12 protein-coding genes are annotated in these 15,766 nt (G+C 70.1%); 7 read left to right on the top strand and 5 right to left on the bottom strand.

Going from position 1 to position 15,766, the window contains the following annotated elements:
* Positions 1-34: 34 nt before the first annotated feature.
* On the bottom strand, positions 35-1,231 hold the full coding sequence (locus V2J85_RS21785) for an MFS transporter (protein ID WP_330822502.1): 1,197 nt from the start codon (positions 1,229-1,231) through the stop codon (positions 35-37).
* A 243-nt stretch (positions 1,232-1,474) separates the two neighbouring features.
* Between V2J85_RS21785 and V2J85_RS21780 the strand changes: the two genes are divergently transcribed.
* From V2J85_RS21780 to V2J85_RS21770, 3 genes are all read left to right on the top strand, one after another.
* Positions 1,475-3,421 (top strand): B12-binding domain-containing radical SAM protein, encoded by a 1,947-nt coding sequence (locus V2J85_RS21780; RefSeq protein ID WP_330822501.1) that lies wholly within the window; start codon positions 1,475-1,477, stop codon positions 3,419-3,421.
* Positions 3,422-3,636: 215 nt separating this feature from the next.
* Entirely contained in the window at positions 3,637-4,842 is a 1,206-nt protein-coding gene (locus V2J85_RS21775; RefSeq protein ID WP_261955222.1) for a cytochrome P450, read from the top strand.
* A 315-nt stretch (positions 4,843-5,157) separates the two neighbouring features.
* Positions 5,158-6,210 (top strand): type III polyketide synthase, encoded by a 1,053-nt coding sequence (locus V2J85_RS21770; RefSeq protein WP_261955223.1) that lies wholly within the window; start codon positions 5,158-5,160, stop codon positions 6,208-6,210.
* Here the strand turns inward: V2J85_RS21770 and V2J85_RS21765 are convergent.
* Positions 6,167-6,787: a PadR family transcriptional regulator gene (locus V2J85_RS21765; RefSeq protein WP_261955224.1), complete on the bottom strand. Its 621-nt coding sequence runs from the start codon at positions 6,785-6,787 to the stop codon at positions 6,167-6,169. The genes V2J85_RS21770 and V2J85_RS21765 overlap by 44 nt on opposite strands.
* A gap of 157 nt (positions 6,788-6,944) precedes the next feature.
* Between V2J85_RS21765 and V2J85_RS21760 the strand changes: the two genes are divergently transcribed.
* Positions 6,945-7,370 (top strand): nuclear transport factor 2 family protein, encoded by a 426-nt coding sequence (locus tag V2J85_RS21760; protein WP_261955225.1) that lies wholly within the window; start codon positions 6,945-6,947, stop codon positions 7,368-7,370.
* Between the two features lie 72 nt (positions 7,371-7,442).
* On the opposite strand, the gene V2J85_RS21755 is transcribed toward V2J85_RS21760, so the two are convergent.
* Complete coding sequence (locus V2J85_RS21755) at positions 7,443-9,296, bottom strand: trypsin-like peptidase domain-containing protein (RefSeq protein WP_330822500.1); 1,854 nt, start codon at positions 9,294-9,296, stop codon at positions 7,443-7,445.
* 261 nt (positions 9,297-9,557) lie between these two features.
* Between V2J85_RS21755 and V2J85_RS21750 the strand changes: the two genes are divergently transcribed.
* From V2J85_RS21750 to ccrA, 3 genes are all read left to right on the top strand, one after another.
* On the top strand, positions 9,558-11,777 hold the full coding sequence (locus V2J85_RS21750) for a (Fe-S)-binding protein (RefSeq protein ID WP_419836821.1): 2,220 nt from the start codon (positions 9,558-9,560) through the stop codon (positions 11,775-11,777).
* Between the two features lie 214 nt (positions 11,778-11,991).
* The gene (locus tag V2J85_RS21745; protein ID WP_261955227.1) at positions 11,992-12,375 is read left to right on the top strand and encodes a GNAT family N-acetyltransferase; all 384 of its coding nucleotides are present in this window, start codon (positions 11,992-11,994) and stop codon (positions 12,373-12,375) included.
* A 151-nt stretch (positions 12,376-12,526) separates the two neighbouring features.
* Positions 12,527-13,855 (top strand): crotonyl-CoA carboxylase/reductase, encoded by a 1,329-nt coding sequence (gene ccrA, locus V2J85_RS21740; RefSeq protein ID WP_261955228.1) that lies wholly within the window; start codon positions 12,527-12,529, stop codon positions 13,853-13,855.
* 29 nt (positions 13,856-13,884) lie between these two features.
* On the opposite strand, the gene V2J85_RS21735 is transcribed toward ccrA, so the two are convergent.
* Together V2J85_RS21735 and V2J85_RS21730 are read right to left on the bottom strand one after the other, a co-directional pair.
* Positions 13,885-14,355: a RidA family protein gene (locus V2J85_RS21735; RefSeq protein ID WP_261955229.1), complete on the bottom strand. Its 471-nt coding sequence runs from the start codon at positions 14,353-14,355 to the stop codon at positions 13,885-13,887.
* Between the two features lie 42 nt (positions 14,356-14,397).
* Entirely contained in the window at positions 14,398-15,660 is a 1,263-nt protein-coding gene (locus V2J85_RS21730; protein ID WP_330822499.1) for a multidrug effflux MFS transporter, read from the bottom strand.
* Positions 15,661-15,766 lie beyond the last annotated feature (106 nt).

The raw sequence follows: 15,766 nt of genomic DNA, 5'->3' as shown, positions 1-15,766 counted from the left end.
GGGGGCGGGGGCAGTGGGGGCGGTGGCGCGGGCCTCAGCGCTCGGCGCGGGCGTACTCCGCGGCCCGGGCCAGCCGGAGTTCGCCGGCCGCGGCGGCCGCGGTGAGGACGAGGGTGAGCAGCACCCCGGCGAGGATCGCGGTGCTCGGTGTGGCCACCCCCAGCACCACGCCGGAGAGCGAGGCGCTGGCGGCGTATCCGGCGCCGACCACCGAGTACATCATCGAGTAGCCCGCGGCCAGGGCGCTCTGCGGCAGCACGGCGCGCAGCCCGAGCGCCCGGGTCACCTGCAGCCCGGCCTGCAGCAGCCCGGCCAGGGACAGCGCCGCCGCGATGGCGCCGAGCAGCGGGACCACCCCGGCGGCGGTCACACAGGCGGCGACGGCGAGCAGCAGGACCAGGCTCTGGGTGCCGAGGCGGCCGGGCCAGCTGCGCAGCCCGTAGAGCAGCGAACCGGCCGCGGAGGCGAGGGCGTACCCGGCCAGCAGCGGACCGGACCAGCCGACCGCGAGGTGACGCTGTTCCAGCAGGGCGGGCAGCACGAGTTCGGCCAGGGCGAGCAGCGACATGGCCGCGGCGCCCGACACGTAGACCGGCCAGGCCGCGGCGAGGGTACGGAGCATCGGGACGCCGGCGCGGTCGGCGGGGTCCGACCGCCAGCCGGGCGGCAGCATCCACAGCCCGGCGGCGGAGAGCGCCATCAGGCCCGCCGCCAGCAGCAGCGGGGCGGAGGGGGCCACGCCGAAGGCGAGGGCGCCGGCCGCGGCGGGCGCGGCGGCCCAGACCGCGTAGGTGAGGGTGGCCTCCGCGCTCAGCGCCTTGGTGACCAGGCCGGGGTCGACGTGCTCGGTCAGCAGGGTGCGCAGGCCGCCGGGGGACGCGCCCGGGGCGGCCCCGGCGACCAGGGCGAACGCGCCGAGCAACAGGTCGGGGGCGTCGGGCAGCAGTCCCAGGCCGGCGAACGCCGCGGCGCCCGCGCCGAGTCCGCCGGCGAGGTGGCGCCGGGCCCGGTCAGGCCGCAGTCTCGCCCCGAGCAGCGCGGCGCCGATAACCTCACCCACCACGTAGACGGCCGCGAGTTCGGCGCCCAGCACATATCCGCCGGGCCGTTCCCGGACGAGGAAGACGAACGCCAGCGGGGCCATCGCCACCGGCAGACGCGCCGCGGCGGCGACCGCGGCCCAGCTCAGCACGTGCCGGGTCAGGAGCGCGCGATAGGAGTGGGCTGCCATCCCCGGACTGTAGGTCGGGCCGGAAATGGCGGACAAGGCGGAAGGGCACCGCCCGCGCATAAAGAACCGGCCGGCCGGGCCGTACCCCGAAAGTCTTGCTCCCCCTCGGGGGAGCGGCATTACGTTTCTCCATCGCGCCGCCCGAACACGCCGGCCGGCCCCCACTGCCGGGCCCGACGCACCGAGTGCCCCGAGAACTCCCGAGCTCCCTCCTCCGAGTTGACCACCGATCAGGAGTTACGCATGCTCATACGCCAGACGGTCGTTCACGATGACTTCCGCACCGCCGCGGACATGGCTGCGGATTCCGCCCGGGAATTGAGGCTGCTGCGCGAGTCGCGGATCGCCGAACTGGTCGCGCGGGCGGGCTGCGCCGGGCCCGCCGAGGTGCCCTGGCACGCCCGGAGTTTTCCGGTGCTCGCGGCGCTCGCCCCGGTCATGACGTCACCGGAGGGCGAAATCACGTATCCGGGCGATCCGATGTGTCTTTATGCGGCGCTGAGCGTTCCGGTCGACAGTGCGTTGCGGTCCGCCCGGCTCGGCGCCGGAACGGACGTCCCGTTCAGCGATCTCTGCCCCAGTTGGGGAAAGCCGCCGTCGAAAGCGCACCGGCTGAGCGCGGAACACGGACTTCCGTCGCAGCGTGCGAGTACCGGTACGTCGGACGCCACGGTCTTCGACCCGCGGGTGTGGGACGCGGAGGCCCGGGCGGAATTGCGGGCCGAACTCCGCCGGCACCGGCCGCGGGTGTTCCTGGTCAGTACGGTCTCCCCCGGCCATCGGTACGCGCTGGAAATGGCCCGCATCGTCAAACAGGAACTGCCGGACTGCCTGGTGGTGTTCGGCGGCCGCCACATGGACGAGACGATGCGGTACGCCCCGGCGAAACGGTCCGTCGTTCTGGAATACAGCTCTACCCTCCAGGCCATCGACGACCGGCGGGCGGAGGCGGTGGTGGACTTCTGTGTCAGCGGTGAGGGGCAGTTCGCCCTCGACCTGCTGATGAAGGCGATCGCCCTGGCCATGGACCTGGACCGGACCCGGGCCACGGTGTGTGAGGTGGTCCGGATCCTGCGGCTCTTCGGCGCCGCCGGCACCCGGGTCCCGGGCAATTCCCTGGTGTGCGCCCTGGACCTGGACACCGTGCACGCCTTTCCGGTAGCCGGCGAAAAGCTCGATCTGGCCGCGCTCCCCTCCCCCTATCAGGGCTTCGCGATCCGGTCCCGTTTCCCGGTCTTTCCGCTGCCGGACGGTTCCCCGGCCCGTACGGCCCATATGACGGTGTCCAACGCCTGTCCGTACCACTGCGATTTCTGTTCCGAATCGGCGCTGGTGGTCGGCGGACTGAAGCGGTTCCGGGGCTCGCCGGCCGAAACCGCGCTGGAGCGGCTCTGCGAATACGTCAGTTACGGCGCCGAGGCGGTCTTCTTCGACGACTCCATTTTCTGGACCGGTTCCTTCCCCCTGATGCGGGAATTCTGCGCCCTGCTGCACGCGGCCCGCACCGCCCCGGGTCCGGAGAAACTGCCCGAGGGCTGCCGGCGGTGGATCACCGACGAGGGCGACTGGCAGCGGCTGCGGCAGCTGCAGTTCGGCTGCCAGGTCACCGCCGACCTGCTCACCACCCTGCACAAGGAGGACGAGGTGCGCGACCTGCTGGTGGCGCTGCGCGACGCCGGCTGCACCTACCTCTACATGGGCATCGAAAGCATGTCGACGGACGTCATGCAACACGTCCACAAGAACATCCGGCGGATCACCGACTTCCCGTGGAAGGCGAAGGTCCGTACGGCCCTGGAGCGCATCCGGGACACCGGCATCCCGGTCGGCAGCTCGGTGCTGTTCGGCCTGGAGGGCGAGACCCGCAAGACCATCGAGGAGACCGTCTACGAGGTCGGCCGGCTGGTCGACGACGGGCTGATCATGCTGGCCAGTCCCAACATCCTCACCTACCACCCGGCCACCAAGATCACCCGGGCGCACGGCATGCACGACCGGCTCGACTACCACTCCCCCGACATCGACAACCGGCCGCCGTACATCTTCTTCGAGGAGGCGTTCCCCGGCGTCGTCTCCCGGCGTCTGACCGAGGACGACATCTGGTTCATCCACGAGCAGACCGCCACCCGCTGGGGCGCCATCCGCAATTCCGCGGAACCCGAGGTCAGGAAGGTGGAGACGGCCGGCTGAGGGGGTACCGGACCGCTCCCGGCCACCGCTCGGCGTCACCCGATCGGACGAACGTGAACACGCACCGGCGCGAGACCCCGCTCGGCCTTGGGGGACGGCGGGCAGCGGCCTCCTCCCGCCGTCCCCCGGCCCCCGGACAGCCGGGCCGACCCGTCGCGCCGCTTCTACGCTGATCGGGATGTCAAGGCCTGTCTCCGCCCTTCCGGGAGGTCAGCATGGAGCCCGACTCCACCGTCTGGAACTGTCCCTTCGACTACGCCGAGGCCCTGGAGTTCGATCCCTCGCTCAAGCGCCTGCTGACCGAGGAACCGGTCGCCCGCATCCAGCTACCGCACGGCGAGGGCTGGGCCTGGCTCGTCACGCGCTACGAGGATGTGCGGACGGTGACGACCGACCGGCGCTTCAGCCGCCACGCGGTCGTCGGCCGCGACTTCCCGCGGATGACGCCCGAGCCGATCGTCCAGGACGAGGCGATCAACGTGATGGACCCGCCCGCCAGCAGCCGGCTGCGGAGCCTGGTGTCCAAGGCGTTCGCACCGCGGCACGTCGAGCGGATGCGGGAACGCACCCGGCACGTCGTCGACGACCTGCTGACGCGGATGGCCGAGCACGGTCCTCCGGCCGACCTGATGGAGCACCTCGCGGGCCCGCTGCCCCTGATCACGATCTGCGAGGTCCTCGACATCCCCGAGGGCGACCAGGCGCAACTGCGCGCCCACGCCCGGACGATGATGAACCTCCGCGTCGACAACAAGGAAAACGCCATCCGGTCCAAGGCCGAGATGCGGGAGTACTTCCGCGAGTTGACCGCGGAGCGGCGCCGGAATCCGGGCGACGACCTGATCAGCGTCCTGGCGACGGCCCGCGACGGGGACGAGATGCTCGGTGAGCAGGAACTCACCGTGATGGCCATGGTCCTGCTCATCACCGGTCAGGACACCACCACCTACGAGATCGCCAACCTCTCCTGCCTGATGCTGTCCCGGCCGGAGGTGCTGGCGCAGGTGCGCTCCCGTCCCGCTCTGCTGCCGCAGGCGATCCAGGAGATGCTGCGCTTCATCCCGTTCCGCAAGGGCGTGGGGATCCCCCGCGTCGCCCTCGAGGACGTGGAACTGAGCGGGGTGACCATCCGGGCCGGCGACATCGTGCACGTCTCGTATCTGACGGCCAACCGCGACGGGCGCAAGTTCGACCGGCCCGACGAGCTGGACCTCGACCGTGACGGCCCGAACCACATGACGTTCGGCTGGGGCGGGCACCACTGCCTGGGCGCCCCGCTCGCCATCACGGAGCTGGAGGTCGCGCTCGGTTCGCTGCTGGAGCGCTTCCCCGAGCTGGCGCTGGCGAAGCCACCCGGGGAAATCCGCTGGAACCAGAGTTCCATCTGGCGTTATCCGCTGGAATTGCCGGTGGTGTGGTGAGTCCGGCGGAGGTGCCGACAGGCGCCGGGTACCGGCCGCGACATGCGGAGATCAACCACCCGGCGTACCGTATCTAACTCGAACGGCTCGGCCGCAGAAAGGCCGTTCCGCTCACCTTCGAAATCACGGGGAGATCGGGAGAGTTCCTATCGGGAGAGTTCATTCTTCGACGACTGGTTCGCTCGCATTTTCCCAAAGAGCCCGGACATACCGGCGGCCGGCGGATTTCCTGAAACCGGCGGCCGGTGCGGCTCCACACTGCAGAGCAGGAACTGCACCGGGCGGACCACAGTTCTGCTGCAAGGAGTGCTTCCCATGGCGGTACTGTGCAAACCGGCAATCGCGGTCCCCGAATACGTCATCACCCAAGAAGAAACCCTCGAACTGGCCAAGCGGCTGCACAAGGACCACGCGCAGCTGCGACTGGTCCTCCGGCTGATCGAGCACACCGGCGTGCTCACCCGGCGACTGATCCAGCCGATCGACAAGGTGCTCAAACACCCCGGGCTGGAGGCCCGCAGCACCGTCTACGAGCAGGAATCCAAGGCGCGGGTGCCCGCGGTGGTGCGCCAGGCCCTGGACGAGGCCGAACTGGAGCCGCAGCAGATCGACTTGATCGTCTACGTCTCCTGCACCGGCTTCATGATGCCGTCCCTCACGGCGTGGCTCATCAACACCATGGGCTTCCGTACGGACACCCGGCAGATGCCGATCGCGCAACTCGGCTGCGCCGCGGGCGGTGCCGCGATCAACCGTGCGCACGATTTCTGCACGGCCTATCCCGACGCGAACGTCCTGGTGGTCGCCTGTGAATTCTGCTCACTGTGCTACCAGCCCACGGACCTCGGCGTCGGATCGCTGCTGTCGAACGGGCTGTTCGGCGACGCGATAGCCGCCGCCGTGGTCCGGGGGCGCGGCGGCACCGGCGTCTCCCTGGAGCGCAACGGCTCGTACCTCATTCCGCACACCGAGGACTGGATTTCCTACGCGGTGCGCTCGACGGGATTCCATTTCCAGCTGGACAAGCGGGTACCGGGCACCATGGAACCGCTCGCCCCGGCCCTGCGGGAACTCGCGCAGCAGCACGAATGGAACGCGGGAAAGCTGGACTTCTACCTCGTCCACGCGGGTGGTCCGCGCATTCTGGACGACCTCAGCCGCTTCCTCGACGTTCCGCCGGACGCCTTCCGCTTCAGCCGTGCCACGCTCACCGAGTACGGCAACATCGCCAGCGCGGTCCTCCTCGACGCCCTGGGCCGGATGTTCGACGAGGGCTGCGCGGACGACGGTCACCGCGGCCTGCTCGCGGGCTTCGGCCCGGGCATCACGGCCGAGATCGCGCTGGGGAGCTGGACGACGGACTCGTAGCGTCCTCGGCCGCCTGCCGGGACTGGTGCCGGCGCGCACGGAGGATCTCCGCGCTGCGCCGGCACCAGTCCCGGTTTTCCCGCTCGAACGCGAGGCCGCGCAGACAGGTCAGATAGGGGCCGATCCGTTCGCCGTGGCGCAGGAACTCCGCTTCGTCGCGGTCCCCGCGCATCTGCCGCAACAGGCCGCCGAACAGCTCGATCTTGGCCTCGGCGAACCTCTCGCGCTCCGCGAGCCCGGCGATCAGCACGTCCGTGTCGAGGTGGTCGGCGGCCTGGACCTTGACCAGCAGGTCGTCGCGGACGAAGGAGGGCTTGGCGGCCTCGGCCGCGAACCGCTCCAGCGCGGCGAGCCCGTCCGCGGTGACGTGGAACAGCCGCTTGTTCGGCCGGGCGTCCTGGACCACCTCCCGCCCGGCGACCAGCCCTTCCTTCTCCAGCCGGGTCAGCTCGGCGTACAGCTGCTGGGGCAGCGCGTGCCAGAAGTTCGCCACACCCAGGTCGAAGGCCTTGGCCAGCTGGTAGCCGCTGAGTTCCCCGTCCAGCAGCGCCGCCAGGACGGCATGTCGGAGCGCCATGCGCCGCCCTCCTCTCCTTCGCCCTCTGCCGGTCACCCTCTTCCGGACCGCTCCCGGGCATGATACTCAAGAAAGTGAGTAGTCAGATTCTTGAGTATGAGGACGATCGAGGACCACGAGGACGCCCGTCCCGTGTCCCGCGAGCGAGGAGACCCTTGTGACCACCGCCGACCGCTTCCGTGCCGCCGTCGAGAACCGCGACCTTTCCGCCCTGGAGGACCTGTTCAGCGACGACATCCGCTTCTACAGCCCGGTGAAGTTCTCCCCCTTCGAGGGCAAGCCGCTGGTCATGGGGCTCTTCGGGGTCCTGCTGCGCACGTTCGAGGACTTCCGCTACGTCGGCGGCTTCCGCGGCGAGGCCGAGACCACCGCCGACGGCACCCAGGCCGCCGCGGACGTGCTGCTCTTCCGCGCCACCGTCAACGGCCGGCAGATCCACGGCATCGATCTGCTGCACCTCGACGACGCCACCGGCCGGATCAAGGAGTTCACCGTGATGGTCCGGCCCCGGTCCGCCGTGGACGCCCTCAGCGAGGCGGTGTACGCCGGCCTGGTCGCGGACGGCCTGGTGCCGGCGGCGTGACGCCGAGATCATGCCGAAGCCCCGGCTCCCTCCACGGGAACCGGGGCTTCGCGCCGTGCATCGCGCAGGGTGTCAGCCGACCCGTGCGGGCACCAGCACCCGCTCCCGCCCCAGGGCGGTGAGTGTGGTGTCCCCGTTCATGGCGAGCTTGCCGCCCGGCCAGAGGGCGATCAGATCGTCCTGACGGGTGCCGCCGCCGTACGCCCCGGCGGTGACGAGACGGCCGTTGCGCCAGGCGGACTTCGCGGGCCGGAGCTGACGTTCGCCCTTCAGGCCCTTGGCCGCGACGTTCTCGTACCCGGTGACCTCGCCGTCCGACCACCGGACGACCAGGTCCTGGTCGCCGGCCGCGGTCCGGAAGTCCCCGGCGACGAGATCGGCGGCGTGCGTCCAGGTCGGGTTCCGCTTGGCGAGCTGCTTCTCGGCGTGCAGCCCCTTGCCGTCGACGTTGGGGTAGAGCGTCACCTCACCGTCGGACCAGCGCACCACCAGGTCGTCGCGGCGCGTGTTGCCACCGCCGAACCGGCCGGCGGCGAGCCCGTAGGCGTGCGTCCACGTCCCGTTGGGCGCCTTGAGCTGGATCTCGTTGCGGAGCTTGTTGGTCTCGTTGACGTCCTTGTAGAGGGTCAGTTTGCCGTTGGCCCAGCGGACGAGCAGGTCGTCGGTGGAGTCGCCGGTGAAGTCCCCCGCGGTGATGGCCCTGGCCTGCTTCCAGAGCTCGTTCTTCTTGACGAGCGTGATGTCCGTGCCGAAGCCGTACTGCCGGTTGCCGGGGTAGAGGGAGAGCTCGCCGTCGGACCAGCGCACGATCAGGTCACCGGTGCCGTTCCGCACCGAGGTGGTGTGGAACCGGCCGCCGGTCATCGCCGTGGCGTGCTGCCAGGTGGAGCCGTCGCCCAGCGGACCGGCGCTGTCCGGCACCGCGTCGTCGACCGCCTGGCGGTAGAGCCGGAAGACGTCACCGTCGAACTGCGACGAATAGGAGACGTCGGCGGTGGGCCCACCGGTCTTGTAGCCGCCGATGGCGCCCACGAGGTCGCCCCGGCTCCCGTCGAAGTGCTCCAGGAACGGCCCGCCGCTGACGCCCGAGCGGTACCCGTCGCACTGGATCTGCAGGAACCGGCCCTGGAACGCCGTGGTGTCGTTCACGCAACTCAACGGGGTCTTCTGGCCGCCGGGATAGCCGACGAGGGTCACGTTCTTGCGGGCCAGCTGCGCCGAGGAAACGGAGGTGAGGCGGTTCCCGCCGCCGACCGCGTCCTCCAGCAACTGCCCCTGGGAGTTGGGTCCGACCCGCACGACCGCGAAGTCCACGTCGTCGCTGGGCGACGAGGTCAGATACCGCCCGTCGATCCAGACCTTGCCCACCTGCACCGGGAACAGCCCGTACGGCGTCTCCCCGGCCTCCCCCGCCTGCGAGTCCCCGGCGCGATAGCCCGGCACGAACGCGGCGTCGCGGTACGGCTTGTCGCCCTTGAGGCAGTGCGCGGCGGTCAGCACCAGGCTCTTGGTCGGCGACGCCACGGCGCTGGCGCTGCAGAACTGGTTGGGCGTCGCCGACCCGTCCTCACTGCGGATCAGGAACACCCCGACGGTGGCCACGCCCGCGTCGGCCCGATGGGTCGGCACCATCGAACGCCGCCCCGCACCCGGGGCACCCGCCGCTTCCCGGCCCTTCCCGCCGTCCTGCACCGCGTCCATCGGCACGGCGGCGCGGATCCGCTCCGGCGTCCAGTACTGCTCGGTCGCGCGCGCATCGCGGATCGCCTCCGCCGTCACGGGCGGCGGGCTCGGCGCGGCGTCGGTGGCAGCCGCACGGGGAACGGGCTGGCTCTCCGTGTCCCGAGCGCCGAGCGCCGGCACGGCGATCGCGAGGGACACACAAGCTCCGAGCGCGGCGGCCCGCGCCCACGGTATTCGTTTCATGGACCTGTCTAGGGACGGACGACCTCGGTCGTGGAGTCAACTGGCGGCTCCGGGCGCACGAAAGAAGCGCCGCCGGGCCGGCGCCCGCATGATCTCATCCCCATGAGCACCCAGGCGAACGAATGACCGATCCGACCCCTCGCCCCCTGGGGCGAGAGAGCGAAACACGCCACGCCCGGCGGACAGAACCACTAAGCTACCGTTCAGTAGCACTCAACTTCAGACTCGTGCAGTCCGCCTGCCCAGGCCCTGAGGAGCCCCATGCAACTCGCCGCGATCCTCGTGTCGTTGGTCCTCACAGCGGTCGGCGTTGCGCTCATCGGCCGCGCCGTCGCCCACCTCGTACGGTTCGTCAGACTCGGCGCACCCGTACCGGCGGGCAGCCGCACCGACGCCCCCAAGCAGCGCAGCCTCACGCTGGCCAAGGAGTTCGTCGGCCACACCCGGATGAACCGCTGGGGCGTCGTCGGCGTCGCGCACTGGTTCGTCGCCGTCGGCTTCCTCACCCTCGGCCTGACGATCGTCACCGCGTACGGCCAGCTCTTCAAGGCCGACTGGATCATCCCCGTCATCGGCGACTGGCTGCCGTACGAGCTGTACATCGAGTTCATCGCGCTGGCCACGACCGTCGGCATCCTGGTGCTGATCGCGATCCGGCTGATGAACCTGCCGTCCCGGGCCGGCCGCAAGTCGCGCTTCGCCGGATCGACCGCCTGGCAGGCGTACTTCGTCGAGTACGTCATCCTCGTCATCGGCATCTGCATCCTCGTCCTGCGCGGGCTCGAGGGCGTCCTGCACCACGTCGAGGGCTACGAGGCCGGGTACTGGGTGTCGTACCCCCTGGTCGCGGCCTTCAGGGGCCTGAGCGTGGCGACCCTGCAGAACCTGGTCTACCTCTTCGCGATGATCAAGCTCGGGGTGACCATGACCTGGGCGATCACCATCGGCCTCAACACGGACATGGGTGTGGCCTGGCACCGCTTCCTGGCCTTCCCCAACATCTGGTTCAAGCGCGAGGCCGACGGCGACGTCGCCCTGGGCGCACTGCAGCCGATGACCTCGGCCGGCAAGCCCATCGACTTCGAGGACCCGGGCGAGGACGACCAGTTCGGCGTCTCCCAGATCGAGCACTTCTCCTGGAAGGGCCTGCTGGACTTCTCCACCTGCACCGAGTGCGGCCGCTGCCAGTCCCAGTGCCCCGCCTGGAACACCGGCAAGCCGCTCTCCCCCAAGCTGCTGATCATGGCCCTGCGCGACCACGCACACGCCAAGGCGCCCTACCTCCTCGCCGCCTCCGACGAGGCCCGCGCCGAACTGCCGCAGGCAGTACGGGACGAGGCCGAGCGCCCCCTGATCGGCACCCTCGAAGCTGCATCCGACGGCGGCTCCGCCGCGGGCGGCGTCATCGACCCCGACGTACTGTGGTCCTGCACCACCTGCGGCGCCTGCGTCGAGCAGTGCCCCGTCGACATCGAGCACATCGACCACATCGTCGACATGCGCCGCTACCAGGTCATGATCGAATCCAGCTTCCCCAGCGAAGCCGGCACCATGCTCAAGAACCTGGAGAAGAAGGGCAACCCCTGGGGCCTGGCCAAGAAGCAGCGCCTGGAATGGACCAAGGACGTCGACTTCCCCGTCCCCGTCGTCGGCAAGGACGTCGAAGACCTCACCGAAGTCGACTACCTCTACTGGGTCGGCTGCGCCGGCGCCCTCGAAGACCGCGCCAAGAAGACCACCAAGGCCTTCGCCGAACTCCTCCACATCGCCGGCGTCAAATTCGCCATCATGGGCGGCGACGAGAAGTGCACCGGCGACTCCCCCCGCCGCCTGGGCAACGAATTCCTCTTCCAGCAACTCGGCGCGGAGAACGTCGCCACCCTCAACGCCGCCTTCGGCGAGGACGACGAAGACGACTCCACGAAGAAGCCCAAGGCCGCCAAGAAGATCGTCGCGACCTGCCCGCACTGCTTCAACACCATCGCCAACGAATACCCGCAGCTCGGCGGCCACTACGAGGTCATCCACCACACCCAGCTGCTGCAACACCTCATCGACGAGGGCAAACTCATCCCCGTCACCCCCGTCGAAGGCCTGATCACCTACCACGACCCCTGCTACCTGGGCCGCCACAACAAGGTCTACACACCCCCGCGCGAGATCATCGCCAAGGTCCCCGGCCTGCGCAACGAAGAAATGCACCGCCACAAGGAACGCGGCTTCTGCTGCGGCGCCGGCGGCGCCCGCATGTGGATGGAAGAGCGCATCGGCAAACGCATCAACAACGAACGCGTCGACGAAGCCCTCTCCCTCAACCCCGACATCGTCTCCACCGCCTGCCCCTTCTGCCTCGTCATGCTCACCGACTCCGTCAACGGCAAGAAGGCCGCATCCGACAGCGGCTCGGCCTCGGGCGGCAAGGCAAAGGAATCCATCCAGGTCGTCGACGTCGCCCAACTGCTGCTGGACGCGGTCAAGTAGCCCCGTACGTAATCGGCCGGCCCTCCCCCTCCCGTGAGGGGGAGGAAAATGCCCGGCGGGGGCGGACGGGACCGCCTACGCTCGCGCAGTGGAGCGACAACGCCCACCCCCTCGGACCCATCCTGCGAGGTCAGCCATCATCACCATCCGCCGTGCCGAGCAAGGTGACGCATCCGCGATAGCCGCCATTCACCAGGCGTCCCGGGCGGACACCATGCCGTATCTGCCGCCGCAGCGCCGTTCGCACGGCGAAGTCACGTACTGGATCCGCGAGATCGTGCTGCCGGAGAGCCACACCCTCGTCGCCGTCCAGGGCGAGGAGATCCTCGGGTACGCCGCGGTGCGCGGCGAGCTGCTCGATCAGCTCTATCTGCGGCCGGACGTCCGGCGGACCGGCATCGGCAGCCGGCTGCTCGGTGCGGCGCGGGAGCACTCCCCGGACGGGCTGACCCTGCACGTCTTCCAACTCAACGTGGAGGCGCGGGCGTTCTACGCGCACCACGGGTTCCGGGTCGTGGGCACCGACGACGGCAGCGGCAACATGGAGAATCTGCCGGCCCTCACCCTGCGCTGGACTCCGGAGCCCGCCGCCCGGTGAAGGGCAGGTGCCGAGCGGCCCCGTCACGGACCGGGGCACTGTTGCCCCTATGGGTGGTTTAGGGCGATTTTTCTGGCTCGGGCGGGAAGTGTGGTCTTCCATGGCGGCGTGAAGGCACGTGAAAGAGGCACCGCCAGGGAGGAGCCGCACCGTGCACGAGCTCGTCGCCGCCCTGCTCGATCCGGACGTCACGGCCCGGGAGCTCGCCGCTCTGCCCCTGCCGCGGACATACCGGGCGGTGACCGTGCACCGTGCGGACGCCGCGCTGTTCACCGGGGTGCCGCACGAGGAGCGCGACCCGCGTGCCTCGCTCCACCTCGACGAGGTACCGGTCCCCGAGCCGGGCCACGCCGAGGTGCTGGTCGCGGTGATGGCCTCGTCGGTCAACCACCACACCATCGCGTCCGCGCTGTTCGAGCCGGAGCCGACGTTCCGCTTCCTGGCGGAGTACGCCCGCAGATCACCGGCCGGGCGGCGGCACGACCTGCCGTACCACGTCCTGGGGTCGGACCTCTCCGGCGTGGTCCTGCGCACCGGCCCCGGCGTCAGCCACTGTCAGCCCGGTGACGAGGTCGTCGCGCACTGCCTCGTGGTGGAGCTGGACGGCCAGGACGACGCGATACGCGCGCCGGCGCAGCGCGTCTGGGGATACGAGACCAACTTCGGCGGGCTGGCGGAGCTCGCGCTGGTCAAGGCCACCCAGCTGATGCCCAAGCCGCCGCACCTGACATGGGAGGAGGCCGCCTGCTGCGGGCTGGTCAACTCCACGGCGTACCGGCAGCTCGTCTCCCACAACGGTGCGGCCATGAAGCAGGGGGACACCGTTCTGATCTGGGGCGCGGCGGGCGGGCTGGGTTCGTTCGCCACGCAGTACGCGCTGGCCGGCGGGGCCACACCGGTGTGTGTGGTCTCGTCGCCGGAGAAGGCCGCGCTGTGCCACGGGATGGGCGCGGACCTCGTCATCGACCGCACGGCCGAGGACTACCAGTTCTGGAAGGCCCTGGAGACCCCCGACCCGGGTGAGTGGCGGCGCTTCGCCCGGCACGTGCGGGACCTCACCGGCGGGGAGGATCCCGACATCGTCTTCGAGCATCCGGGGCGGGACACCTTCGCCGCCTCGGTGTACGCGGTCCGGCGCGGCGGCACCGTGGTCACCTGTGCCTCCACCACGGGCCCCGGGCACCTCTACGACAACCGCTCGCTGTGGACCGGGCTCAAGCGGATCCTCGGTACGCACTTCGCCAGCAACCGGGAGGCGTGGGAGGCCAACCGCCTGGTTTTCAAGGGCCGCATCCATCCGCCGCTGTCCGTCACCCACCCCCTGGAGGCCACCACCGACGCCGTGGCCGCCGTACGGGCGGGCCGCCACCACGGGAAGGTGGGCATCCGCTGCCTCGCGCCGCGGGACGGTCTCGGCGTCCGCGACCCCGAGCTCCGCGAGGACCTGCTGCCGTGGCTCACCCTCTTCCGGGACGGTTGAGCCCCGGAAGAGGGCGCACGGCGCGAGCGTCAGGCGTCGATGCGCACCACGGCCTCGATTTCGACCGCGATGCCGAAGGGGAGGGCCATCATGCCGACGGCGGAGCGGGCGTGCGAGCCGCGCTCGGAGCCGAAGACGTCGGTGAGGAGGTCGGAGGCACCCTCCGCGACCACGTGCTGTTCCTGGAAATCGGGGGCGGACTGCACCATCACGAGCAGTTTGACGAATTCCCGTATCCGGTCGAGATCACCGAGTTCGGCGTTGAGCGCGGAGAGGATGTTCAGCGTGACGAGCCGGGCGGCTTCCTTGCCCTCGTCGATGGTGAAATCCGCGCCCAGGCGTCCCCGGTATTTCACCGAGCCGTCCGGATTCAGCGGGCCGTGACCGGAGACGAAGACGAGATCGCCGACCGTCTTCGTCGGCACGTAATTCGCCAGCTTCGGCAGCAGCGGCGGCAGCGTCAGTCCGAGTTCTTCCAGACGGCGGGATACCTGTCCCATTGCTTCTTTCCCCTCAATCCTGCGTAGGTGAATACGTGGTGGTCATTCGTCGGTCGGTGTGGCGGAGGCCACCGGCGCGGCGGGCGGGGCCGTCTGCGGTGCCTCGGGTTCGGTGGCGGAACGGGCCGTGACGGCCCGGAGGCAGTGGAATGCGGTCAGTCCGGTCAGCGCGAGGACCGCGACCAGGATCGCGAACGACCTGATGTCCGGCGGGATCTTGCTGACGACCAGGGACGAGAAGCTGCCGCCGGCCATCTGGACCGCCCCCAGCAGCCCGGAGGCGGCGCCGGCCATGGCGGGGAAGGAGGTCACCCCGCCCGCCACGGACATCGGGAAGAGGAAGCCGTTGCCGATGGTCACGGCCGTCATCAGCACCAGCAGCGGCCAGGGCGTCTGCGGATCGGTCAGCCCCACCGCCAGCAGCACCAGGGCGCCGCTGGAGAAGATCAGGTGCCCCCGGACGAGCAGCCGGTCGATGGAGTGGCGCTTGACCAGGCGGCGCGAGACGAGGTTACCGGTGATGTACGCGGCGGCGATGCTGATGTAGCAGTAGCCGTTGATCTCGGTGCTCATGCCCAGGCGCTGGAAGATCACCGGTGAGGCGACCAGATAGCCGGTGTAAACGGCGTACCCCACACCGAGGTTGAGGCCGTAGCCCCAGAATTTGCCGCTCACCAGCAGCCGGCGGTAGTTCCCCACCGTCGTGCGCAGCCGCCGTGCGCGGCGTTCCGCGGGCAGCGACTCGGGCACCCGGAGTGCGACGGCGAGCACGGTGACCAGGGCGATCAGCGCGGTCAGGAAGAACGGCGCGCGCCAGGAGAGGTAGGTGGTCAGATAGCCGCCCATGAGCGGGGAGATGGCCGGTGAGGCGCCGACCACCGGCATGATCGTGGTGAAGACGCGGGCCGCGGTCTGCTGGCCGTAGAGGTCGCCGACGATGGCCCGGGCCAGCACGAGACCGGCGCCCGCGCCGAGGGCCTGGAGGAGGCGCGCGCCGGCGAAGACCGCGATGTTCGGGGAGAGGGCGCAGCCGAGCGAGGCCACCGCGTAGAGCGTGAAGCCGCCGATGACGAGCCGCCGCCGGCCGATCGCGTCGGACCAGGGGCCGTAGATGAGCTGGGCGACGAGCAGGCCGACCAGATACGGGCTGAAGGTCGCCTGGACCGCGGAGACGGAGGTGCCCAGGGCGTGGGCGGTCTGTGCCAGGCCGGGGAGGTTGATGTCGGAGGACATCAGGCCGCCCACGCTCAAGGAGATGAGCACCGCGAGAAGTAAGGGCGGGACTTTGGCTTCCGTGGTCTGCATGCATGCCCTTCCGGACGCGGAATGCGCCCCCTGGGCCCGCCGCCTCGATTCCGGGGCGGTGGCCGGCGGTTCGACGTTCGGATCTGAATCCTAGTGATCGCGTGGA

The sequence above is a fragment of the Streptomyces bugieae genome (genome assembly GCF_036352915.1).
Taxonomy (GTDB): domain Bacteria; phylum Actinomycetota; class Actinomycetes; order Streptomycetales; family Streptomycetaceae; genus Streptomyces; species Streptomyces endophytica.
This window is presented reverse-complemented; position numbering and strand designations above follow the sequence as displayed.